Source organism: Prochlorococcus marinus str. MIT 9313 (assembly GCF_000011485.1).
GTDB lineage: Bacteria > Cyanobacteriota > Cyanobacteriia > PCC-6307 > Cyanobiaceae > Prochlorococcus > Prochlorococcus marinus_D.
Window position 1 is genome coordinate 2,228,556 of record NC_005071.1, and the last position, 21,850, is coordinate 2,250,405.

At 45.7% G+C, this 21,850-nt stretch carries 32 protein-coding genes; 11 read left to right on the forward strand and 21 right to left on the reverse strand.

Translation table 11 applies throughout. The features are described from left to right. The first annotated feature begins 270 nt into the window (after positions 1-270). Together AKG35_RS11240 and AKG35_RS11245 are read left to right on the forward strand one after the other, a co-directional pair. A complete protein-coding gene (locus AKG35_RS11240) occupies positions 271-1,752 on the forward strand; it encodes a protein adenylyltransferase SelO (RefSeq protein ID WP_011131477.1) in 1,482 nt (493 codons plus the stop codon). Between the two features lie 909 nt (positions 1,753-2,661). After that, positions 2,662-2,946, forward strand: a complete 285-nt coding sequence (locus tag AKG35_RS11245) for a hypothetical protein (protein WP_157859896.1) — start codon at positions 2,662-2,664, stop codon at positions 2,944-2,946. A 46-nt stretch (positions 2,947-2,992) separates the two neighbouring features. Here AKG35_RS11245 and AKG35_RS11250 read toward each other — a convergent pair whose 3' ends face one another. Continuing rightward, positions 2,993-3,172 (reverse strand): hypothetical protein, encoded by a 180-nt coding sequence (locus AKG35_RS11250; RefSeq protein WP_041384751.1) that lies wholly within the window; start codon positions 3,170-3,172, stop codon positions 2,993-2,995. Positions 3,173-3,219: 47 nt separating this feature from the next. Beyond that, positions 3,220-3,498 carry a hypothetical protein gene (locus AKG35_RS11255; protein ID WP_041385264.1) on the reverse strand — a complete coding sequence of 93 codons (279 nt, stop codon included), beginning with the start codon at positions 3,496-3,498 and terminating at the stop codon, positions 3,220-3,222. A 293-nt stretch (positions 3,499-3,791) separates the two neighbouring features. Here AKG35_RS11255 and AKG35_RS11260 point away from each other — a divergent pair, with 293 nt between their 5' ends. Then, on the forward strand, positions 3,792-4,109 hold the full coding sequence (locus AKG35_RS11260) for a hypothetical protein (RefSeq protein ID WP_011131480.1): 318 nt from the start codon (positions 3,792-3,794) through the stop codon (positions 4,107-4,109). Between the two features lie 1,146 nt (positions 4,110-5,255). Here AKG35_RS11260 and AKG35_RS11280 read toward each other — a convergent pair. The 8 genes from AKG35_RS11280 to AKG35_RS11315 all read right to left on the reverse strand — a co-directional run bounded on the left by AKG35_RS11280 (position 5,256) and on the right by AKG35_RS11315 (position 8,466). Continuing rightward, positions 5,256-5,642, reverse strand: coding sequence for a hypothetical protein (locus tag AKG35_RS11280; RefSeq protein WP_011131481.1), 387 nt, complete (start codon positions 5,640-5,642; stop codon positions 5,256-5,258). 166 nt (positions 5,643-5,808) lie between these two features. Next, on the reverse strand, positions 5,809-6,042 hold the full coding sequence (locus AKG35_RS11285) for a CCRG-2 family RiPP (RefSeq protein ID WP_157859897.1): 234 nt from the start codon (positions 6,040-6,042) through the stop codon (positions 5,809-5,811). A gap of 299 nt (positions 6,043-6,341) precedes the next feature. Next, the gene (locus AKG35_RS11290) at positions 6,342-6,596 is read right to left on the reverse strand and encodes a Nif11-like leader peptide family natural product precursor (protein ID WP_011131483.1); all 255 of its coding nucleotides are present in this window, start codon (positions 6,594-6,596) and stop codon (positions 6,342-6,344) included. 78 nt (positions 6,597-6,674) lie between these two features. Further along, entirely contained in the window at positions 6,675-6,932 is a 258-nt protein-coding gene (locus AKG35_RS11295) for a lanthipeptide (RefSeq protein WP_011131484.1), read from the reverse strand. Between the two features lie 165 nt (positions 6,933-7,097). After that, complete coding sequence (locus AKG35_RS11300) at positions 7,098-7,349, reverse strand: Nif11-like leader peptide family natural product precursor (RefSeq protein WP_011131485.1); 252 nt, start codon at positions 7,347-7,349, stop codon at positions 7,098-7,100. A 122-nt stretch (positions 7,350-7,471) separates the two neighbouring features. Further along, a complete protein-coding gene (locus AKG35_RS11305) occupies positions 7,472-7,723 on the reverse strand; it encodes a Nif11-like leader peptide family natural product precursor (protein ID WP_011131486.1) in 252 nt (83 codons plus the stop codon). A 101-nt stretch (positions 7,724-7,824) separates the two neighbouring features. Then, positions 7,825-8,064, reverse strand: coding sequence for a Nif11-like leader peptide family natural product precursor (locus AKG35_RS11310; RefSeq protein WP_011131487.1), 240 nt, complete (start codon positions 8,062-8,064; stop codon positions 7,825-7,827). A 150-nt stretch (positions 8,065-8,214) separates the two neighbouring features. Further along, positions 8,215-8,466 carry a Nif11-like leader peptide family natural product precursor gene (locus AKG35_RS11315; RefSeq protein WP_011131488.1) on the reverse strand — a complete coding sequence of 84 codons (252 nt, stop codon included), beginning with the start codon at positions 8,464-8,466 and terminating at the stop codon, positions 8,215-8,217. A 381-nt stretch (positions 8,467-8,847) separates the two neighbouring features. On the opposite strand from AKG35_RS11315, the gene AKG35_RS13800 reads away from it, so the two are divergent. After that, entirely contained in the window at positions 8,848-9,039 is a 192-nt protein-coding gene (locus AKG35_RS13800) for a hypothetical protein (protein WP_419177145.1), read from the forward strand. Positions 9,040-9,248: 209 nt separating this feature from the next. On the opposite strand, the gene AKG35_RS13095 is transcribed toward AKG35_RS13800, so the two are convergent. From AKG35_RS13095 to AKG35_RS13105, 4 genes are read right to left on the reverse strand one after another with little or no spacing between them, the layout of a single operon-like run. Then, positions 9,249-9,524 (reverse strand): hypothetical protein, encoded by a 276-nt coding sequence (locus AKG35_RS13095; RefSeq protein WP_162009619.1) that lies wholly within the window; start codon positions 9,522-9,524, stop codon positions 9,249-9,251. Continuing rightward, positions 9,502-9,723 carry a bacteriocin gene (locus tag AKG35_RS13100; RefSeq protein ID WP_157859899.1) on the reverse strand — a complete coding sequence of 74 codons (222 nt, stop codon included), beginning with the start codon at positions 9,721-9,723 and terminating at the stop codon, positions 9,502-9,504. The genes AKG35_RS13095 and AKG35_RS13100 overlap by 23 nt, the downstream gene beginning before the upstream one ends. After that, positions 9,723-9,926, reverse strand: a complete 204-nt coding sequence (locus AKG35_RS11325; RefSeq protein WP_041384758.1) for a bacteriocin — start codon at positions 9,924-9,926, stop codon at positions 9,723-9,725. Before AKG35_RS11325 ends, AKG35_RS13100 begins: the two co-directional genes overlap by 1 nt. Further along, the gene (locus tag AKG35_RS13105; RefSeq protein ID WP_157859900.1) at positions 9,923-10,090 is read right to left on the reverse strand and encodes a hypothetical protein; all 168 of its coding nucleotides are present in this window, start codon (positions 10,088-10,090) and stop codon (positions 9,923-9,925) included. The genes AKG35_RS11325 and AKG35_RS13105 overlap by 4 nt, the downstream gene beginning before the upstream one ends. Positions 10,091-10,471: 381 nt before the next feature. Here AKG35_RS13105 and AKG35_RS11330 point away from each other — a divergent pair, with 381 nt between their 5' ends. The 4 genes from AKG35_RS11330 (at position 10,472) to AKG35_RS11340 (ending at position 13,817) form a co-directional block, all read left to right on the forward strand. Then, positions 10,472-12,001 (forward strand): site-specific integrase, encoded by a 1,530-nt coding sequence (locus AKG35_RS11330; protein ID WP_011131490.1) that lies wholly within the window; start codon positions 10,472-10,474, stop codon positions 11,999-12,001. Positions 12,002-12,166: 165 nt separating this feature from the next. Continuing rightward, positions 12,167-13,081, forward strand: coding sequence for a hypothetical protein (locus AKG35_RS11335; protein ID WP_157859901.1), 915 nt, complete (start codon positions 12,167-12,169; stop codon positions 13,079-13,081). 76 nt (positions 13,082-13,157) lie between these two features. Next, positions 13,158-13,334: a hypothetical protein gene (locus tag AKG35_RS13110; RefSeq protein WP_157859772.1), complete on the forward strand. Its 177-nt coding sequence runs from the start codon at positions 13,158-13,160 to the stop codon at positions 13,332-13,334. Between the two features lie 138 nt (positions 13,335-13,472). Beyond that, a complete protein-coding gene (locus AKG35_RS11340; RefSeq protein WP_011131492.1) occupies positions 13,473-13,817 on the forward strand; it encodes a hypothetical protein in 345 nt (114 codons plus the stop codon). 130 nt (positions 13,818-13,947) lie between these two features. Here the strand turns inward: AKG35_RS11340 and AKG35_RS11345 are convergent, their stop codons facing one another. The 7 genes from AKG35_RS11345 to argJ all read right to left on the reverse strand — a co-directional run bounded on the left by AKG35_RS11345 (position 13,948) and on the right by argJ (position 17,965). After that, the gene (locus AKG35_RS11345) at positions 13,948-14,238 is read right to left on the reverse strand and encodes a Nif11-like leader peptide family natural product precursor (protein WP_011131493.1); all 291 of its coding nucleotides are present in this window, start codon (positions 14,236-14,238) and stop codon (positions 13,948-13,950) included. Between the two features lie 254 nt (positions 14,239-14,492). After that, complete coding sequence (locus AKG35_RS11350; protein ID WP_011131494.1) at positions 14,493-14,741, reverse strand: Nif11-like leader peptide family natural product precursor; 249 nt, start codon at positions 14,739-14,741, stop codon at positions 14,493-14,495. Positions 14,742-14,901: 160 nt separating this feature from the next. Then, complete coding sequence (locus AKG35_RS11355) at positions 14,902-15,171, reverse strand: Nif11-like leader peptide family natural product precursor (protein WP_011131495.1); 270 nt, start codon at positions 15,169-15,171, stop codon at positions 14,902-14,904. A gap of 129 nt (positions 15,172-15,300) precedes the next feature. Continuing rightward, positions 15,301-15,558: a Nif11-like leader peptide family natural product precursor gene (locus AKG35_RS11360; RefSeq protein ID WP_011131496.1), complete on the reverse strand. Its 258-nt coding sequence runs from the start codon at positions 15,556-15,558 to the stop codon at positions 15,301-15,303. A 51-nt stretch (positions 15,559-15,609) separates the two neighbouring features. After that, complete coding sequence (locus AKG35_RS13115; protein WP_157859902.1) at positions 15,610-15,774, reverse strand: hypothetical protein; 165 nt, start codon at positions 15,772-15,774, stop codon at positions 15,610-15,612. Between the two features lie 334 nt (positions 15,775-16,108). Continuing rightward, positions 16,109-16,390 (reverse strand): Nif11-like leader peptide family natural product precursor, encoded by a 282-nt coding sequence (locus AKG35_RS11370; RefSeq protein ID WP_011131498.1) that lies wholly within the window; start codon positions 16,388-16,390, stop codon positions 16,109-16,111. Between the two features lie 291 nt (positions 16,391-16,681). Continuing rightward, positions 16,682-17,965: a bifunctional glutamate N-acetyltransferase/amino-acid acetyltransferase ArgJ gene (gene argJ / locus AKG35_RS11375; protein ID WP_011131499.1), complete on the reverse strand. Its 1,284-nt coding sequence runs from the start codon at positions 17,963-17,965 to the stop codon at positions 16,682-16,684. On the opposite strand from argJ, the gene coaE reads away from it, so the two are divergent. The 3 genes from coaE (at position 17,964) to AKG35_RS11390 (ending at position 21,598) form a co-directional block, all read left to right on the forward strand. After that, positions 17,964-18,602, forward strand: a complete 639-nt coding sequence (coaE, locus tag AKG35_RS11380; RefSeq protein WP_052646201.1) for a dephospho-CoA kinase — start codon at positions 17,964-17,966, stop codon at positions 18,600-18,602. The two genes, argJ and coaE, sit on opposite strands and share 2 nt — an antisense overlap. A gap of 66 nt (positions 18,603-18,668) precedes the next feature. After that, entirely contained in the window at positions 18,669-19,229 is a 561-nt protein-coding gene (locus AKG35_RS11385; protein WP_041384762.1) for a hypothetical protein, read from the forward strand. 371 nt (positions 19,230-19,600) lie between these two features. Next, on the forward strand, positions 19,601-21,598 hold the full coding sequence (locus tag AKG35_RS11390) for a hypothetical protein (RefSeq protein WP_011131502.1): 1,998 nt from the start codon (positions 19,601-19,603) through the stop codon (positions 21,596-21,598). The last annotated feature ends 252 nt before the right edge of the window (positions 21,599-21,850 follow it).

The following is a 21,850-nucleotide window of genomic DNA, read 5'->3' on the forward strand; positions in this document are numbered from 1 at the left end:
AAGACTTTCTTAGTGCCCTCTATATCAGCAGAGCTCGTGAATTAGATTTTGGAATTATGCGCTACAATCTATCAGACAAAAGCCTTGAGTTAGCCTCAAGATTGCCAAGGGTGTACTGCCTTGCTCTGGCAAGTATTATGGGCGATGCAACGATGGGGTCTCCTTCAACCGCTGCTATGTGGCTAAACAGGGGAATAAAATATTGGCCATGAATGCATGAGGGCTGTCTATGAATTTGAGAACAACCTGTAACGACAGCTTTGTGTTGGATTGACTAACTTGCTACTCGGATTGAACTTTGAGCCGCAGATTGAAAGTCTGGGTTCTGATTATTGGGATGTGGTTGATGCCGCGCGGTTTCCGCGCACTGAATTGCGTTTCCGTAATAATGACTTGCTTAGACAGCTTGGGATTGACCCTGGCGCCGTAAAGGATCATCATCTGGAGCAGGCTTATGGTTGTTTTGAGGCTCGTACTCCGTTATTAGCTCTGCGATATCACGGCTATCAATTCGGTACATACAATCCATTGCTTGGAGATGGTCGTGGCTTCCTTTATGGTCAACTGCGTGATCGATTTGGACAGCTTCAGGATCTTGGCACTAAGGGATCTGGTACAACTCCCTGGAGCCGTGGAGGGGATGGTCGACTGACCCTCAAAGGGGGTGTGCGAGAGATCATCGCCAGTGAGGCGCTGCACCGTTTAGGCGTCACGACGAGCCGAACTCTTTGCTTGGTAGAAACCGGTGAGAAGCTTTGGCGCAGTGATGAGCCTTCTCCTACCCGCAGTTCAGTGATGGTGCGCATAGCGCGCACACATCTTCGCTTTGGTACTTGCGAGCGGCTGCTGCACTTGCGCAATGCTCAGGGTCTAGAGCGTTTGTTGCGTCATGTGGTTGATGTCTATTATCCGCTGATTGCAGCTGCCCATCCTGTTCAAGATGGCAATGCTGCTGGCGCGATCGAAGCTCAGTTGCTGGCTTTCTACGCAGAGCTCGTTGAACGGGTTGCCAGGTTGGCAGCAGAGTGGATGGCGGCTGGCTTTACCCATGGTGTCCTCAATACCGACAACATGTCTCTGCTGGGAGAGAGTTTCGATTACGGTCCATTCGCCTTTTTGGATCAATGGGAGCCTGGATTTACGGCTGCTTATTTTGATCAAACAGGCCTCTATGCCTATGGCAGGCAACCTGGGATTTGCCATAACAACCTGAGACTGCTTCAAGAGCCATTGGCAATGCTGCTGCCACGGCAGCCATTGGAGCAGTCTTTAGAGACGTTCGCTCCAATTTATCAATCTCATTATAGAGCTTGCATGCAGCGTCGTCTCGGTCTTCCGAGCAGTTTTGATCACAATGGCAATATTGAGGGTGGTGATGATGCCGTGCATAAAACTCTTGCACTCCTCGCCGCTTGGCCTGTTGGTTATGGCGCCTTCTTTGCAGGCCTTGCTACTCAAATATCGACCAAGGGGTTGCCGGAAGAGCCAGAAGCTTTGTTGCCAGTGGTTTTAGATGGTGCTGAACCTGCAAGGAAAGCCTGGCTGGATTGGAGAGATCGTTGGTGGACACAGCAACGGGAAGCTGTGTCTGCTGAGCCGGATGAGGCACAAGCCATCAATGCACGCTTGCAGCGCTGGAATCTTGTCAAAACACCAATTCGATCTGTGATTGAGGAGTTTTGGCAAGCTATCGATCAACATGATGATTGGCAGCCCTTGCAGGCTTGGTTGAAAGCAAGCTGTGTGGATTAACACTAAGGTCATAGGAGTATTTTCTTATAAAGTTGTTCTTTGATTGATACTTGCCTGGTCGCTTCAAAAGAAGCCTTGATGTTGACGAGAAAAATTATCTAGCATCAGACATGAAGACGAGTATTTAACCTACAAGTACTAGGCAGCAAAGACACATCACCCATTGAAACTGGAAAAAGGTCAACCAGCGATGCACAAAAGAGAAAAGACACTATTTCCCCACATCATAGAGCGATCATGAGTCAATAATACGAATAATCCTCTTGATGAGATAACAATAGCGCGCGCCACACCTAATAAAATATCCAATGAAGCATCTACTACTCCTTATCTTTACGTGACTGCATTAGGACCAAGCGACAAGCGACAAGCGACAAGCGACAAGCGACAAGCGACAAGCGACAAGCGACAAGCGACAAGCGACAAGCGACAAGCGACAAGCGACAAGCGACTCTAGCCAATGCAACTGTCACCTCTGCAAGGATTGTGGCATTAGCTAAAAAGAAATTGTGCCAGACAAATCTGTTACACAAGCATTGATCTGTTAACCTCCTATATTCTAACTATTAGCAAAGGTAGCCAACCACCAGTATATGGTTAGTGGATAAATGGTAATGAAAGCGTATCAAGGTAGACCCAGAGAAAATATTTTTAAAGCGAGTAGAAATTTTATAGTGCATATATCTCAGGTCTTGTCTAAATAGAGCTAGCTGAACTGAGCCCCGTGCATACCCAAGTGTAATACTAAGCCAATGAATCCAAATAACAACCTCACTAGACTTAAGCACACAATTACAACAGATGCAGAGACTCAACGCAGAAAAGAAGAGCGATCTGCTTTTCTGCAATCAACGTCCAGACCAAGCATCCAATTCTCAGAGCTAACGTGATGAGCTACTTGAAATGCTGGTGGAATCTAGTCTCGCTAGCTGGTCAGCAGAAGACTCCAACAACTCCCGTAAAGCAGTGATGCAAACTGGCAAAACCTTGACTTGGTATTGCTTTCCACAAACCTGGATCAAGCTTGTCTTAGAGCGAGGTGTAGCCATTGCCACAGTCTGCAACAACTGCGATACCTCAATCCAATACATCCAAGAGCACTACTTCCAGTACGGCGCAACACATTCAACAGCAGCACTCTCAACAGGCAGAAAGCGACTTAAAGCTTTATTCGACAAGGGCTGGATGCCGTGATCCCTATATCGACGACAACTAAACAACTCATCTCATCCCAACCTTCTTAAGTGCCCTTTACCAACCACCGATATGCCCAGTAACCACAGATCGCGAGGATCGCCCACGGAATCAATGCTCTGACAATCCAAAGGGCAAACAAGAGCACCAAGGCAGAAACAGCAATCCGCTTGGTGATTGCCTTTGCCTCATCAGTCATGACTTCCCAGCGAGGAACCAGAGACATCGTTGCTTGTTTGCTGAATGCATCTGATCTTCTACCAATCCCTCTTGCTATGCAACTTCAGGTGCCCATCCAACCTCCAGCTCTCTTCTGATGGTCCATTGATGGCATTTGCTGTTGAGGTGCTCTCCATGAGGAATCAGGCGTTGGTGGATCGGACATGACAACAAGGTCTGGCACTGCTTCCCCACCACATAGCGGAAGTGATGACAGGTCATACACACTGCTCCTGATCGCGAGGGCTTGAGAGTGCCCTCATCCATGCACTGCCACTCCTCTGAGTCAGAAGAAGGGCTGGGTGATAGCTGCCCGCCTGAGAACCGTGTCATCAGATCCTTCACGTCAAGTACACCTGTACTAGCTCAAGCGTGCGGCTTAGGTCAAGTACTTGGAAGTAACTGCTCTAAACTCCAGTTTTCAAAAGGGACTAGCAATGCAATGGGGCTTGTAAAGCAAGGACAGCATGCTCATTCATGCAGGCAAATTCTGCATAATCTCAGGACTTTCAAATACCACCCAAACGGGCCTTTTGCGCCCTGCACCTAGAGAGGATTTTTCGATACTTACACAGTAAAAGAAAAATCCGTTATATTTGATGTGAACATTAACCATTAATTGAACAATGCTTCGCAAGCAAGAAAAAAATGCAATCACAAGGGGTGTCTTACTCGGCATTGGCTGGGGATGGGGCTTAGATAGGTTTTATGAAGGGGATAAAAAAGGAGGAATTCTTTCAATCCTTGGATGGGGGATCATTTTCATGAGTCTCTTCTATCTAAAATGTTCTGGAATTGAATACGTCGATGGCGTCAAGGATTATTCCAACTACAGTCCTAATCCATTAATTATTCTTCCCTTAATTGCTGGATTATACGGCGCATATTTGATTATCAGAAAGGCATTCAAATTGGCAAAGCAATTTGAAAATGCAGAAGATTAATTGGTTATCGTTAAAATAAGGACACGAAACCCCTCAAGTGGATTTTGAGGTATAGGCGCTGACCGAAGTTGGCGCTTTTTTCATGTTTCTTCACCACTGCGTTACAAGCCATATACAATCAGCTTAAATCCATTTCAGAACAATCAATCTCAGCCTAGGTGGTGTAATCGGCGTTACTACTAGACCTACTCCGAAGAAGAATCTAAAGAAACAGGTAATGGAGATGAGAGTGGTTAGAGGGAGTTCTGATTCATTAATCCTATCAATCTTCATCAATGTTTCTTTTGTTATACAGGTAGAGCCATAAAACTATAGTCCCTACAATTATCACAGCTGCAACAGTTGTATTACCCGAGAGAGCAGTAAACATAGATCACTCAGGCCTCGTGTCATCGAAGGTTTCAATCTTCCCTTCAGTTGAATCATAGTATCGGACTTCATCATATTCTTCTGTTATCAACTCCATATCAAAACCTTTATAATCGTCATCGTTAACGTATTTATTAAACACACGGATACCTTCCTCCAAGTTTTCAATCTTCTCGTGGTTTGTAGGAGGGTGTCCAGGATTATCGTAGATATTGAGTAAGTAACTCATAAGTTAGTTAGGGTTATAATGACGAATGACTTTGTTGGCTCCATCCTCAACTAACTCTATAACCTCATCATTAAAGTCATCGTTATCAACATAGAAGTGAAACATCTCCTCTCCCTTCTCTAAAGACAACTCAGTTTTTAGTTTCGTAGGAAGATCATCTATGTAATACAACAAATGGTAAGTCATATAAGGTGGTTATTTATCAGTACCATAGTTTGTCCTACTTTCCCACGCTTGGATTGACCATCAACCTCCACCTCAAAACTTCTTTGTGTTTCTCTCTGCCTTTTTGAACGAACCAACTGTAACTACAACCAAAAAGAAAGAAGACAAGTTTAGCAATTCCTAACTCCTCCCAACTATAACCAACAAAGAATAAAACAAAGAGTAGGATGAACCACTTCATAAAGTTATAAATCCTAAGTTCATTTTCTAAATCTCTCAACTTCTTCATTTGTTGATGAGGAAAAAGATGTAGAGGTGGGTTCTGTCAACAGCAATCTCCTGATGTTGGGTTGTTCATTAGCCCAATCTACTGTCTGAATAAGTTATTGTCTCTCCTTCTCTATCTTTTCCTTCTCCTCATTAGTCCTCCTACATTCCTTATCCATCAACTCAACCAATCCATATTCCTTCAACCATTCATAAGTAATCCAATCTTCCTTCTCCTGTGATTGGTTTAAACATTCGTCCGTCTCAAGATAGGGATTGATGACAATATTGTAATCAGGAATAGTTACAGTTACCGTCATCAGTTTATCTCTTATCTTGATTTTGATGTAACTACACTCATCAAGAACAAGAAACAAGAAACGAAGATTACCAATGAGACTTCTTACGCCAACAGAGATTGAACACTCATCGAATTCCATCCCTTTACTACTTTCAATAATCCTGTCTCGTTTTTCATTTACCCAATCCTCTCTATGATTCATTTCTCTTATCCCAATATTTTTCTGTTCTTTCTTTAGGGTCAGTCATAGGTTCAAATACTCTAATAGTTAGTATAGCTAACTATTAGAGGAATTACCAGAACTAGAATGTTAGAAGAACCTGCAGGAGATTACCTGATCACTTAAACTCTCCGATAACTGTTCTCACCTACAGACCTATTAAGACTCCTACAATTTCCACAGTTTTTGGATTACGAATCGCTCCTACAGGTCCTACATCAAATCCAACTTTATGACCAGGATCAACAATGAGGTCTGGATGGATAACCACTCTCCGTTGATTTGATCGTGCAGTTGTTGAACCAAAGCCGTCCAACTTCGCAAATACACCACCACCGTTGATGGCTTGCAGCTGTTCAATTGTGAGCTCGTTGTTTGTCATTGGTTTGAATGGTTGTGAGAGATCTATCCCTCGGATGAACACATCATCTTCCAATTTCTCTACTACGTCATTGATCCCAATCATTGCTAGTTGTGATCTTGATCACAGGTCCTATTATGAATTACCAGAACTAGAATATTGGAAGAACCTACCTGAGATTACCTAGCTTCTAATCTTTAAAATCGTGCCAGGTATTGGATGCCATTTTCAGCGAATATGGAAGTCGTTGATGAAATCAAAAGCCCACTGAGGGCTTTGTGTGTGTAGGCTAGGGTAGCTCCTGCGATGCTAGCAAGTCACTAGCAACAGGTACCGGTCTGTTCACTCGTCCCGCCGCCAGCCGGACAGGTATCAATCCTCCCGCCGCCAGCCACACTTTCAAGCTCATCCTCAGACAGGGTTTGGCGATGAGAGTTTAGGTCTTCTTTTGTAATCGCGAACCCAGCAGCTTTGGCAATAGCAACAACATCAGCACCTTCTGCTTTGAGCTGTTCCTGCAGTGAAGTATCGGCTTGAACCTTGGCGATGAAGGCTTTGAGTTGTTCTTCTGACATTGGATTAGAAATTAGTTCTTGTTTATAAGTTTAAGGTGCCAGGTATCGGATGCCATTTACCTCTTGCTCCAAAGGTAGTCACCTCACACACAACCCAGTCAACCATCCACATCCAGTCATAAGGGAAGGAATTGTTCCACCAGCCCCACCAGCCGCCCCTTCTAGCTCCTCATCAGACAGGTTTTGGCGATGAGAGTTTAGATCTTCTGTGGTAATCGTGAACCCAGCAGCCTTTGCAATAGAAACAGGGTCAGCACCTTCTGCTTTGAGCTGTTCCTGCAGTGAGCTATCTGCCTGAACTTTGGCGATGAATGCCTTCAGTTGTTCTTCTGACATTTGGTTTAGAAATTAGTTGTTGGTTGTAAGTTTAAGGTGCCAGGTATTGGATGCCGTTTTAAGCGAATATGGAAGTCATTGAAGAAATAAAAAGCCCCTGCAATAAAAGGGGCTTTCTGTGTTTAGGCTCTTGAGCCCCCGCAATCAGCAACAATATTGCGGTAATCAAAATCGACAGCAAGCCACGACGATTGAAATGCTTTTTGTATAATCCCCATCCTCATACCCACCAGCCACGCCTTCCAGATCATCATCAGACAGGGTTTGGCGAGCAGTCTTTAGATCTTCTGTGGTAATCGTGAACCCAGCAGCCTTTGCAATAGCAACAACATCAGCTCCTTCTGCTTTGAGCTGTTCCTGCAGTGAAGGATCGGCCTGAACCTTGGCGATGAATGCTTTGAGTTGTTCTTCTGACATTGGCTTGGAAAATGGTTGATGTTTGTAAGTTTAACTTGCCAGGTATCGGATGCCGTTTTAAGCGAATAGGGAAGTCATTGAAGAAATAAAAAGCCCCCACAGGGCTTTGAGTGTGTAGGCTTTTAGCACTCACCCTCCCAATAGGATGGAGGCATAGATGGAGCATGGTTATGACAGGCCGCTCCCCCAGCCACACCTTCCAGCTCATCATCAGACAGATTTTGGCGATGAGAGTTTAGGTCTTCTGTGGTAATCGAGAAGCCTGCAGCTTTGGCAATGGCTACAACATCAGCTCCTTCTATCTTTAACTGTTCCTGTAGTGAAGTATCGGCTTGAACTTTGGTGAGGAATGCCTTCAGTTGCTCTTCTGACATTGGATTAGAAATTGGGTGTTGTTTATAAGTTTAAGGTGCCAGGTATCGGATGCCGTTTTAAGCGAATAGGGAGGTAATTGAAGAAATAAAAAGCCCCTTAATTAGCTCCGCGTCGGCGACGTCCAGTCACAGATCGGATAACAACCAGCGCCCCCAGCCACACCTTCCAGATCATCATCAGACAGGGTTTGGCGATGAGTTTTTAAGTCTTCAGTGGCAATCGAGAACCCAGCAGCCTTAGCAATAGCAACAACATCAGCTCCTTCTGCTTTGAGCTGTTCCTGCAGTGAAGTGTCTGCTTGAACCTTGGCGATGAATGCCTTGAGTTGTTCTTCTGACATTGGATTAGAAATTAGTTCTTGTTTATAAGTTTAAGGTGCCAGGTATCGGATGCCGTTTTAAGCGAATATGGAAGTCATTGAAGAAACAAAAAGCCCCATGAGGGCTTTGAGTGTGTAGGCTGTTCAACCAGCCGTTACCAGCTCAAGGTGCTATATCACACTAGGGGTCTCTCGAATGCTCAAAACGCAGTTCACGTACACACAAATCCCACCACCAGCCACACCTTCCAGCTCATCATCAGACAGGTTTTGGCGATGATTGTTTAAGTCTTCTGTGGAGATCGCAAATCCTGCAGCCTTTGCAATAGCAACAACATCAGCACCTTCTGCTTTGAGCTGTTCCTGCAGTGAAGTATCGGCTTGAACTTTGGCGATGAATGCCTTCAGTTGTTCTTCTGACATTTGGTTTTAGGTTTACGTTTTATATTTAGCAGTCAGCAGGAGACAGAGAGAAAAATCAAACAAATCTTTCACGCCATTTAACGATCGGAAGCGGGCCTCATTGTCCCCATAGCCCCTTTTCAACGCACGTCTATTTCCATGAGACGTGATCCGTTAGGACAAGCAAGGTGCGTTGAGTCATTACTAGTAGACAACAAATAGCCTATCGGCCTATGTCCGTATTCAGCGTAAGCATTGCGTAAGCTCCTATTTGAAATCCCCTCAAAATCCTTTCAGCACAACCATTCTCAGTTACAGTGGAGGATAGGCATTTCTATACAGCATTTGATTCTGAAGTTATAGAAATAACCACGAGGAATCCCGCTACGCAAAATTACTATTATGAAGGTGTCATTTACTGTATACAATCCTCAGGAAGGTACTACCGAGCCAGATGGCCTTGCTGTAGTGCGGTATTTTAATAATTACACAGGTTCGCATCTTTATTCAACTAATACACAAGAACAAGCTATCCTCAACTCTTCTGCAGAATGGACTAACGAAGGCGTGGCGTGGTATGGAGCTGCAGTTTAGCCGCGATACTTGTAGGTGTTATCACTGTGCTATTTAGTGGAGAATTAACAAACTAAATCTGACCAGCACAAGTTAGCTGCTCTTAAACAAGACGCACTGGAATATTGGAAAAACCTCCTAGATATCAAATAGCTAACCTTTATTAGTCTTCGGCCGGAACATCCTCACTTTGCCCACTACCACATAGTTGGTTTCATAAATGTAGTCACTTATTCGTGTTCTCCATCACCATCACCCAAAGTCGATTTAACAATAGTCTTACTCTTCTTCCAATCCTCTCTTGTCCCTCCATAACCTGAACCTTCTGGTTTTGAACCAGTAAAGTAGTGGTTTTCTTCTAAACCAAAACCACCACTAACACCTTTCAACTCATCAGTTGAGAGTTCCTCGTTGACTTGTTCGTTTTCAGTTGGGTCAGTCATTAGTTTGTGTTTGAGTTGTTGGAATGGTTCATAACTGTAGTCACTGAAGGTCGTGTCCTTCACCACCATCAACAAAAGTCTGACTCTTCTCCCAATCTCTTCTTGTCCCTCCATAACCAGAACCTTCTGGACCATTCCTTTTCAAAAGGTTTTTTCCTGTAGGATAAAGTCCCCCACTGTAATCCCAGGGACTACCTCCACTAACACTCTTCAACTCATCAGTTGATAGTTCTTCGTTTACTTCTTCGTTGGGTTTAGTCATTAGGAATAACTAGTGATGATGACGTCTTTCAAACTATTCCTCTTCTTCCAATCTTTGAGTGTCTCACCAGAACCAGAACCTTCTGGACCATCCCCTCTCAAATTAGTCCCTTCGCCAGGAACCATTATTCCACCACTAACACTTTTCAACTCGTCAGTTGAGAGTTCCTCGTTGACTTGTTCATTCTCTTTAGGGTCAGTCATAATCCGTAAGTAGGTTTGATGATGAGTTCGTTATTTTGTAAATTAGAAAAGAGTTCTTCCTCACCACCAACGCCACCATCAACACCCTCCAAGTCTTCGTTAGAGAGCTCTACCTTCCCTTCCTCAGGTTTCACACCGTCTTCCGGTTTCTTTGGTTTGGCCATTAGGTATAAATACTCTCTATGTAGTCTAATCGTTATTAGAGTTTTTGACCAAAAAAATCAAATAAATATCCGAAGGTTCTTATCGTAGGTAGAAGGAGTGTATTTACCCCATAGCCCCTCTGCAACGCACAGCTATTTCTTGGAGACGTGATCTGTTAGGACAAGCAAGGTGCGTTGAGTCATGCCCACCAGAGCAAAGGAACCAATGAGCACTACGTCTTTTACAACTGTTACCACTGCGTTACCAGTGATATCCAATCAGCTCAAGTGCCTTTCTGCTCAGTAGCTCTCAGGTTAGGTGGTGTAATCGGCGTTGATGCGCACCTAATAGTCACAACCTAGTTGTTGCAAGGGATTATACGTGATGCAACTTGCGCTAACATGGTGCTAACAAAGGCAAAGAGCTCCTTGCAGCTCAGCCTTTGTCATGACACTGCTGACAACGCGCTAACAAGCGCCTCCTTTCATCCTCAAACAATGGCGGAGTCTTGGGCCCTAGATAAGAAGGCAATTCCTTCCGATCCAAACGCTTTTGTGTTTAGGAATGGCAGTCGTGATGGTCGGTGGTACCTCTATTTCTACGAGCGTGAGTCAGGCGGTAGACATCTACGGGTCTTAAAAGACGGCAATGGGACATATCCAAAACCAGATATCTCTGGTCAAGACGATGCCTGGATGCTCGGTGTCGCTACTTTCATTGATCTAAAAGCAAAAGCTGATCGCGGAGAAGCCATCCGTTCGATTTCATTCGCTGAGATGGCTCAACAGTTCCTAGCCAAAGAACAAAAGAAGATCAGCTCTGTCCCACTCCAAGGGATTACAGCTGCTCGCTACAGGCTACTTGCCAATCAGATGCGCTGGCTCAGGGACTACGTCGGAGATGACAAAAAGCCCATTCACAAGTTTCGGCGCTCGGCCTTTTTGAACTACGAGACATGGCGCAAAGAACGAGCCATACAAATCGGCAAAAAGATCCCAGTGCAAACCACCATCCTCCAAGAGATGTCTACCCTTAAACGTGCCTTTGAGGAAGTCGGCGTCGCCCATGGTTTTGTCACGCGAGAGAGCCTTCCTGAGATCCCACGCATCAAGCTGCCGAAAGACCAAAAGCACCGCCGTGATGACTTCTCAGACAAAGAGTGGTTAGAGCTTGAAAAAAGCAGCCGGCTCTGGTGGAGCAAAGGCTTGCAACGCACTTTCGATGAACAAGGTCAGCTACTCAAAGATTCCAGCGGCAAGTACATCACAACCGTCAGCGTTGATGGCCTTTCGCCCCGCTCTGCAGCACAGCTCATCCATCGGCAACTCATCTACTTCGCGATGCGCATCTCAATGGATAGCGGCATCCGTCCTGGCTCCCTACGCAAGATCAAGTGGAAGCACATCTCAGAGAACACTGCTATCCCCAAAGCAGAAAGGAAGACATGGATCATTGTTGAGGTACCGCCAGAGAACACCAAAACAGCGCGCTATTACCGCATCTCTGCTCCCATCGCTCGTCACCTTGAGGCCCTCAGAGATATCACCAGATTCAAAAAGCCCGACGACTTGCTTTTTGTCAATCAACGGACAGGGCAAGCCTTTAGTGAACGCATCTGGAAAGACGCTTTCGCTGAGGCATTAGTAGAGGCACGACTCGCCGATTGGGCCGATGATGACAGCAACAACCAAAGGCGCATCAACATCCACTCCGGCAAGAACCTCACCTGGTACAGCTTTCGACACACTCACATCAGCATGCGTCTTAAAGCCGGTGTACCAGTTCCTGTGATTGCAGCTAACACCGACACCAGCATGAAATACATAGAAGACCATTACTTCCACTACCGAGCCGATGAAGCAACAGATCTACTTAGCAAAGGCAGAAAGACAATTAAAGCTGCAGAAAATCACCTCCATTGGATTGGTTAGATCAAACAATAAAACACGTATCACCAACACGAACTCATGGGTCAAAGCAAGCAAAATAAGTTCAATACAACATCAAAGTCCAAGTCCTTCTTTCCCATCAAGCAGCATCGCTTTGATTCTTCAAAGCATCCAATCATTCAATCCACTCAAAAGTGTGCAGCACGCATGACAACGATGCTATCTGCGCAAGAAGAGCAAATGCTAGAAGGTCTTACTAATTCTCTTCAATGCAATCAAAGGGAAGCCATTCGCATCGCCTTGCATGAGGCTTCCAGAAGCGGCTTTAGGGCCCTGCAAAGCGCCTCTAGATACGCTAGAGCATCAACAACAAACAAGGGCCATACAGGTCGCTCTAGGCCTCTCTGGGTGAGTCTTCCTAAAGCAGAAAAGCATCATGCAATCTGCTTGGCCGATCAACTCGAACTCACAGACAAAGAAATCCTCAGGCTTGCAATCATCTGGCTAGCTAAAGCCATCAAAGATGAAACCATCACCAAGCTGCAAGACACTCCCAAACTCTCTCAAGATTCATTGGCTAAGCAATGGAGCCAAACCCACAAAGGCGAGCCATCCAAGCTCACAAAGCTCAAAGCATCAGCCAAGGCTGCTTACCAAAAAGCAGAAGCATTGGGCCAAGAAAAAGACAAGCAGCTCTATGAGCAACGAGGTTTGATGATGCAGCAGCTTGGCAATCAAGCACAGCTCACAACCATCGACGCCATGCTGCAGCGAGAAGCAGACGAACTCATCGATCAGATCATCAATGACTTCAAAGACACAGAAGCTCTAGATCAAAAAGAAGAGGAGATCTTCCGAATCATGATCTCTTACCAGATTTGGGATGAGCAGCTCGCAACTGAGATCTGGCAACAAGAGCAACAACGAAAACAAGCAGAAGCCTTAGAACCTGAAATGACAGATGAGATGCTCGATGAATGGCTCAAGGGGATTAGAGAAGAGACTCAAGACAAAGCAAATCAACCAACGACTACTCCCGTACAGCTGATTCCTCAACAACCTCGAGAGAGCCTCACACCAGAAGAGCTAATCATCAGGCGCTTCTTTGATGCTCTTGACTGAAAACCCTTGCAAGCACTAGAAAAAGACACCTACCCCCCTACTCTAAGAGGAAAGAAAACATAGACATACCAACACCATGACCACACTCACGACAGCCAAAGAAAAGCTTTGCCGCTCCATGCTCAGCAAAGTCGGCATCTACGAGAAGATGCTGTTAGAAGCACAAGAAGAGAAAGACACAGAGACAATCAAGCACCTCTACCTACATCACACTCATCTAATGAACAGGCTTGAGAGGTTGCTCTGCTCATAAGGACCACACACTATTTACGCAAGAAACAACCGCTCTTTAGCTCCCTATTGCTGATCGTGCGGTGAACGAGCGAGCAAAGCGAGCGAGTGAACCTCCATCTTTAATACAACTTCCTTAACTGCTTAAACTGATCAATACATGCCTACTCAATCATTACGCCCCAAGCAAGCCCAACCCAACGCAAGACAACAACTCAAAGTTCAACAACTACTCATACCTGAAATAGAACAGCTACAGCAAAAGGAGCTTCAAGCCGTACAGAAGCTAAGCATCAATAAACCAATTGATCAGATACCAAGGCAGAACATTAAGAAAGCTGTTAAAGCTTCACCCAAGCCTAACCGCTTAGAAGCACCTTACAAGAAACCAACAGCAAAGCCTACAGCTAAACCAGCATCTAAACCTGATAAGTCTTCTTCAGCTGAACTTAAAAAGCAAAAGCAGGAGATGTTGGACTGGTTGAATAATGTAAGGATTGGTTAGTTTCAATTGATCAAGTTTGTGCCAGTATCGGATGCCGTTTTAAGCGAATATAGAAGTCATTGAAGAAATAAAAAGCCCCTTGAGGGCTTTGAGTGTGTAGGCTTTTTTTTTAGGGTTCAAGGCTTTACTACTATTCAGGGTATAGGCACGAACGACCACGACCAATTATAGTTTGTTCACCTTTTCTCCAACAGTATATAGGATCAGTGAATGGCCGGCATGGCGCACCACCAGCCACCTCGTCAAGCTCTTCATCACTTAGATTCCTAGTTTGATAAGCCTTGACCTCGGCCTCTGTAATTGCGAACCCAGCAGCCTTTGCAATAGCAACAACATCAGCTCCTTCTGCTTTGAGCTGTTCCTGCAGTGAAGTATCGCCTTGAACTTTGGCAATGAATGCCTTGAGCTGTTCTTCTGACACTTGTTTTTAGTGGCTTTTATGATTATATCATCGCCCTTTGTTAGCGACTATTGTTATCAATATAACTTAGAGATGTGAAGAGGCAAGGCGATATTAAATGGTTCGAGATACAGTTTGATATCAACTTAGTGTCTAATAGTCAATGGTGCCAGGTATCGGATGCCGTTTTAAGTGAATATGGAAGTCGTTGAAGAAATAAAAAGCCCCCTGAGGGCTTTGAGTGTGTAGGCTTTTAGCAGTAGTATGGCACCTGGCTAATGGCTCAACCAACACTGAGCCGTCTCTCTTCTCGCACCCAGCCCACACCCCCCACCAGCCACACCTTCCAGCTCATCATCAGTCATTTCAATTTGGCGATGAGAGTTTAGGTCTTCTGTTGTAATCGAGAACCCAGCAGCCTTTGCAATAGCAACAACATCAGCACCTTCTGCTTTGAGCTGTTCCTGCAAAGAGGCGTCTGCCTGAACCTTGGCAAGGAATGCCTTGAGTTGTTCTTCGCTCATTAGTTTAGAGATTGGTTGTTGTTTGTAAGTTTAAAGTGCCAGGTATCGGATGCCGTTTTAAGCCAATATTGAGGTGGTTAAAGAAATAAACATCCCTGCCATTGCAAGGGGTTGAGTATGTAGCCTTATCAGGCAGATTCGTTTCTCTAATCTTTCTGTCTTATATTGCTTTGTTAGCCATTCGCCCATCATTAATATATACTCCATTCACAAAGCATATCCAGTTACAGCTGCCAGCTTGCATGCCGCCCGCCACTCCTTCCAGCTCCTCTTCACTGAGCTGGCTAATCTTATCAGCAGTGAATTCATGACCATGTTCTTTAGCAATGCCTACAACATCTTCAGGTGACTTTGCTGCTTTTAGTTTCTCCTTAAGGCTGGTGTCAGCTTTGACTTTTTCAAGGAATGCCTTGAGTTGCTCTTCTGACATTTGGTTTAGAAATTGATTGTTATTTGTAAGTATAGGTTGGCAATTGTCGGATGCCGTTTTAAGCGAATAGTGAAGTCGTTGAAGAAATCAAAGCCCCTGCTAATGCCTGTGCAAGCGTGGTAGAAAAGTTTAACAACAGCCCTTGTCCGAGGTTACATAACAACTGTATTCTTTCGTAATAACAGTATCATTCCCGCCCCCGGCTACACTCTCCAGCTCATCATCAGACAGGGTTTGGCGATGCTCTTTTAAGTCTTCTGTGGTGATCGAGAAGCCTGCAGCTTTGGCAATAGCAACAGTGTCAGCACCCTCAGCCTTGAGCTGTTCCTGCAGTGAAGGATCGGCCTGAACCTTGGCGATGAATGCTTTGAGTTGTTCTTCTGACATCAGAGAGAAAGGGCTTTGTTCATTTCATTGTCCCTCCTCCAAGCAGCCTTGTCAGACTTGGGCGAAGAAGGTTGTTGCTCCAGCCACGCCCATAGCCACCACTTCCATCGCCAAGGATTTCCCAGCACTACCTCGCAGCAGGAGCAACAGAAGCAAGAAGAAACGGGTCTCGCCAGGACAGCAGCAACTCCCATTTGCGTTTGATGTTCGGCTCAATCAAATCCCAGAGGAGTGGCATCAGGTTGCGGTGAGATTTAGACGGGCGAATGGCATCCGTGATGGTGATAGGGAGCGAAGGTTTTGGCAGCTTGGTTGAGGGAATAAGGGTAGAAGTAGGACAACAGAATGCTGAGGCTTTATTTGTTCTGCCTTGCATTTTTTATGGATTAATTAGGCGACTTGGCGGGTGAAAGTCTTGAGTGTTTAGTTGGTGATGGTGCCAGGTATTGAATGCTGATTTATGGGGTCAGTCAGACCATTGAAGCAATAAAAAACCCCTGTCAATGCAGGGGCTTTCGCGGGTGTGTAGGCTCGGCAACTACTTCAGTAGTCAGTAGCAGCCTCCTGGTCCCCGGCCTTTGGTGCACTTGTAGTCGTTAGTTGGTGCACTTCCTGGTGACTCCCCGGTGATGCAGCACCCTCCGGCTGCGCCCTCCAGCTCCTCGTCTGACAAGGTTCTTACGGGTCTCTGGTCCCAATCTTCTGTGGTGATCGAAAACCCTGCAGCCTTTGCAATAGCAACAACATCAGCTCCTTCTGCTTTGAGTTGTTCCTGCAGTGAGCTGTCGGCTTGAACCTTGGCAATGAATGCTTTGAGTTGTTCTTCTGACATTTAATTTTAGGTTTATTTTTTATATTTAGCAGTCAGCAGGAGACAGAGAGAAAAATCACACAAATCTTTCACGCCATTTAACGATCGGAAACGGGCCTCATTGTCCCCATAGTCCCTCTGCAACGCACGGCTATTTCTTTGAGACGTGATCTGTTAGAGCAAACAAGGTGCGTTGAGTCGTGCCCACCAGAGCAAAGGAACCAATGAGCACTACGTCTTTTACAAGTGCTAACATTGCGCTAACAGAAGAAAGTGATCGCTGCAATCTACTGCTAGCACTAGCTTTTTATACTACGTAGTGTAATCGGCATTGATGCGCACGTATTGATCTGAGAGGTCGCAGCCCCAAGCCATGCCATCGCCCGATCCATCACCCACAACCAAACGAATCTGAACTGTGTCATCACATAAATAACTCCCATCAACCCGCTCTTGCATATAGCGAGATGCAGCTAGCCGATCAAAAGGCAAGGGTTCGCCGAATTCCATTAACTGATGAGGGCCCAACCAAAGGGCTACTGCTGCAGGATCAAAAGGCACACCAGCACACCCTGCAGCTGCAACGATTCGCCCCCAGTTGGGATCACGACCATGGACGGCCGTTTTCACTAAAGAGGAGCCGCAAACAGTACGTGCAATACGGCGAGCCTCAACATCGCCAACAACACCCTCTACCTGAACCTCAAGTAAACAGGTTGCACCTTCACCATCACGAGCGATGGCCTTGGCGAGCTGCTGGGCAGCCACTAAAAGGCCAGCCTCTAAAGCCTGCAGATGTTCTTGCTCTAGAAGTTCCCCAGCAGCAAAAGCCAGACAAGAGTCATTGGTGCTGGTATCACCATCCACAGTCATCGCATTAAAGGAGCAATCAACAACCCGCTTCAGCATCGCTTGCCATGCGTCTACTTCAACACCGACATCACAACTTAAATAGCCCAGCATCGTTGCCATATCAGGATGGATCATCCCAGATCCCTTGGCCATGCCGCCGATGCGAACAGAACGACCACCTAATTCAGCTTCGAGCGCAAACTGCTTCTCGACTAAATCGGTCGTCAGAATTGCGCCGGCCGCCTCAGCACCACCCTCATCGCTGAGTGCTTCCACAAGGGGATCCAACCCTGCAAGCAAGGTATCCATGGGGATAGGTACACCAATCACACCGGTTGAACAAATCAAAACCTGCTCAACTGGTAGCTCAAGTCGACCGGCTAATGCCTGGCTTGCTCGAAGACTATCGAGCCAACCGCGTTCACCGGTGCAAGCATTCGCCTGGCCAGAATTAATCAACACAGCCCGTGCCTTACCACCACAAGCCTGCAAATGATCCACACAAAGATCAACACAAGCTGCACGCACCAATGACGTGGTGAACATCCCTGCACAAACAGCACCTTCTGGAGCTAGCAGCAACGCCAGATCCGGCTTACCAGAGTCCTTCAATCCAGCCGTTATCCCTGCAGCCTGAAAACCCAAAGGTGCCGATACACCACCTTGGATGGGGCGCCAAAGGGAAGCAAGCGCAGAGCTCACGGCCTTAGGAGACAAACTAAACACATCCTCCACCAACGCCATGACCACCGAGCCCCCAACTACGGTGCCACAGGCACGCTGGCATGGGCCGCAACGACGCATCGGTGTTACCGGCGGCATCGCTAGTGGTAAAAGCAGTGTTGGGCTCTACCTTTCAGAGCAACATGCCCTTCCTCTGCTAGATGCCGATATCTACGCCCGAGACGCTCTAGTCGCTGGTAGTGCTGCCACAATGGCCGTACTGCAACGATATGGAAACGCTGTAGCTGAAGCAGGTCAACTCAATCCGATAAGCATTGATCGCATAGCCCTGGCCAGCATTATTTTTAGTGATGCGCAAGAGCGCCGGTGGTTAGAGCAGCTCATTCATCCCATCGTTGCAAAGCGCTTTGATGTGGCCTTGGCTGATCTGTCAGCAGAGCCGGTGGTGGTGCTAATGATTCCGCTGTTATTTGAAGCGAAGCTCAGCGGTCTTTGCAGTGATGTGTGGTTGGTGGACTGCAGCCCAGCCCAGCAATGCCAAAGGCTGATCGCTCGCGATGGCCTAACGCTGAAACAAGCAGAGCAACGGATCAGCACTCAATGGCCCCTGGAGCAGAAACGGCCTTTAGCGGATTTAGTGATCGATAACAGTGGGGCACCTAGAGCATGGCGAGATCAGATCTCATCCATCTGCTAACCAAACCACCTATCAAAAAACAAAGTTTTACTTGGCATATCAGTGTGATCAAGCTCACTGCCAAACTTGCATCATGGTCACAAGGAACTGGCAAGAATTCTAGGAAGTTGGATACAAGCCGATATCAACAATCTATTCATCACTAAAATCATGACGAATACCCTTCCTTTGATTACCATTCTTACACTGAGCTCCTCCATGATTGCTCTTGGTGATGTGCTCAGTGCCGAAGCATTATCAATTGCATGGGATTGCTTTGATCGTGAGTCCAATGAACTCGTGGCACGTAGTGCCATAGATCTAACTAACTCCAAAATTAGCTGTTTACCAGCTGCTCATGGCGACGACATCAATCATGAAGGAAGCCTCGATGTCAACAGTGAAGACCCATTCGATAACGAGACAAGTCCTCAGGACGAACTAGCAAGTGAGTTGGCAGAAGATAACTGGCATGAAGATCAGTATGTTGATGACAATACTGGAAATCATAATTGGGAAGAAGAGCAAGAGTATGCTGACGAGTCAGAATCTAGTTCCGTCAAAGAGCTAGGCGACGCCCTTGGCGCTCACCTTGTAAATCTTCTTGGTCAGGGTTTTGCCGATTTAATAGAAGGTAGTACAAAATAACTTGATCTCATAATAGAAAACAATTTCTATGGCTATTTGAAGTCAACGTACCCTCAATCCGTCTCATTGAGAAATACATTAAATTCTATACATACTAGAGATGGGAGAACAAGTCGCCGTTAGCTCAACAAGCTTTGATTCGTTTGTTGCAAGCAGGGTTGAGTGTTTTGGCAAACAAGGCCTGAGAGGCCACGGACTATCTAATTCAGCACAAGACTTCCTGCGAGGGAAAACTGTTCGTGGTTCATCAATAGGTTTTTTGTGATTAACTTCACAGACCAGTGTGAGCAAAGCCAACAAGACGTAGCCAATCCAAGTTGACAATATTATTGAAGGATAATACATCCTTTAACATCCAATTTTCAACTCCCATGTACACACCAAAAACATTGCCAAACTTCTCACGCAAAGGGTTTCATAGGCTCTTAGCGATAGGAATAGCATCCATAGGAACTACCACAGGATTAGTCTTACCAATAGAGCCAGCAAATGCACATCAGAAAGCCACGCATCCTGAAATACAGCATGTAAGCCACCTAGACAGTGAAGCTCCACTAATCTCGATTCGTCTGCCAAAATCAGGTTCTCAGAAGAGATTTGAAGGTAGAATCACATTTGACAACAATACCAAGTATGACGTTACACTCACCTTAGCCAGAGCGATTCGTCTTACAAATACACCCTTACCACAGAAAATAAGGCTTACAGCTGGTACAAAAAAATCCATTACCATTAATGGGTCGATTCAGGCGAGAAATGGGTTTTCAGCCGTAGGTGTTGTTTATTCAAGCTCTATGGGTGGTGTTTCGACTGGGCTAGTCAACATTGAAGTTAAGAATGGTCAATTTAGGCCTGTAAAGGCTGGTGACTTTGGCCTCGGTGATCCAGGTTCCGCCGCCATTGCAGTGCCAAGCAATACACGCATCCAAAAAGGAGTAAGGGGCTATAAGCGATTCCTTAAAGGAGGGCGCACCTTTGGTAAAGCCAGTAACGCCATCAAAGGAGGTGGTCGATCTTCTAGCCGGCCTAGCTCTCCAGGTCAATCACCAGGACTGAGGCCAGGAAGCCCCTTAAATAGACCAACAAGTGAAACCTTGAACAATCAACGTTTGATCAATTGGATACCCAATATAGGGAATCCACAGGTCTATTTAGGAAAAGCACTGGATCAAATCCTGACAATATTTACCCCTAAAGCAGTAGCCGCAAACGCAATCTATAAGGGTCGCTTTGTCTTTCGAACAAATGATGACAGCGATATTTATTTACCGGCCGTTGGTGTTGGGGTCAAAGCCGTTAAAGCTAATCAATCTTGCACCCATAATCCTCCACTTGCAAGTACTACTGCAGATGGTAATGGCAATTTTGAGTTTAGGATAAATACAAATAGATCCTACAAAATTTGCTACTTCCCAAAGAACTCATTTCTCAAGATTGGCCGACAATTGGATAGTGAGTTATACATTTGGGAAAGTGCAGCCCGCAACACCATCCCTAATGCAAGGGTCACGGAACAACCAGTAAGACACGATGGTGTCTTTGATATTTGGTATGAAGCAATGGCCTTCCAAACCAGCATGACGGATGCTGGCATAGATCCTGCTAGAACCGGGAACAACCGAATCAGAGTTAAATTTCCATCAGAGGCGGATGAATGCAAACCTGGGCCAGCATGGAGTTGTGCCGGCTCTAGTGGCCCAATTCGGATTGCCCCGGAGCATGCAACTAGGCATGGCGTCATGAGCCATGAACTGGCTCATCAAGTTGATAACAAATACACCCTAGATGCAGGAATCCCGCGTCCAGCTGGTCTAGGAGGCTCTCATAGTTTCTATGGTTGTTACCCTCCAAATCTAACGACCACAGGATGGAAGCAAGGTAGGGGCATGATTATTAGAGAAGGGTGGGCAAATTATGAAATGGCCCGAGCTCTGGGAAGCAGAGGTTCTTCTAAATATAGGAATACTTTCAGGCCAGACATTGCAAATACTTGGATTGATTCAATAAACTTTGATACTGATGGAAGAGACTGTACAGGTGTCTCAGGGTCGCACTCAGGTAAATGGGCAGATGATCTCGGATTGACAGCAGCGCAACGTGCGTATGTGTCAGGTCTTAATGGTAGCGAATCAACAGTATCAACAATTCTCTGGGATTTCTATGATACACGCAATGATAATAGTGATACTCTGCATTACGTTAGCCCTCACTACATCACGAATATGTATCTGAAAAAACATCCGACCAATTCTGCAAAGATAGTAAACGAACGCATAATGAAAGATTGCAAGGCGAGTATCAATAAAAACGTGACCAATAATGGGCAAGTTTGTGATGATATCTTTGCTCAGAATGGAGGTACTGATTAGATTTACCAATCTCTTATTATCCTTATTTTTTTTTTGGGGGGGGTGTACGCAATCTCACGACGCCCCCTAATCCATTTCCCTAAAAGCATTAAATCAGCTAATCATCATTTCACTGCAGTACTTGTTCTTAGCTTTGCAGCGTTAAAGCAAAGGCTTGCAATTCATCACTCTTAGGCACTCTAGAGTGAAAGATTCAATCCATTGAGCAAAGCCAGCAAGAATACAAGATCGCTCAACAACTGGATAGCTTCG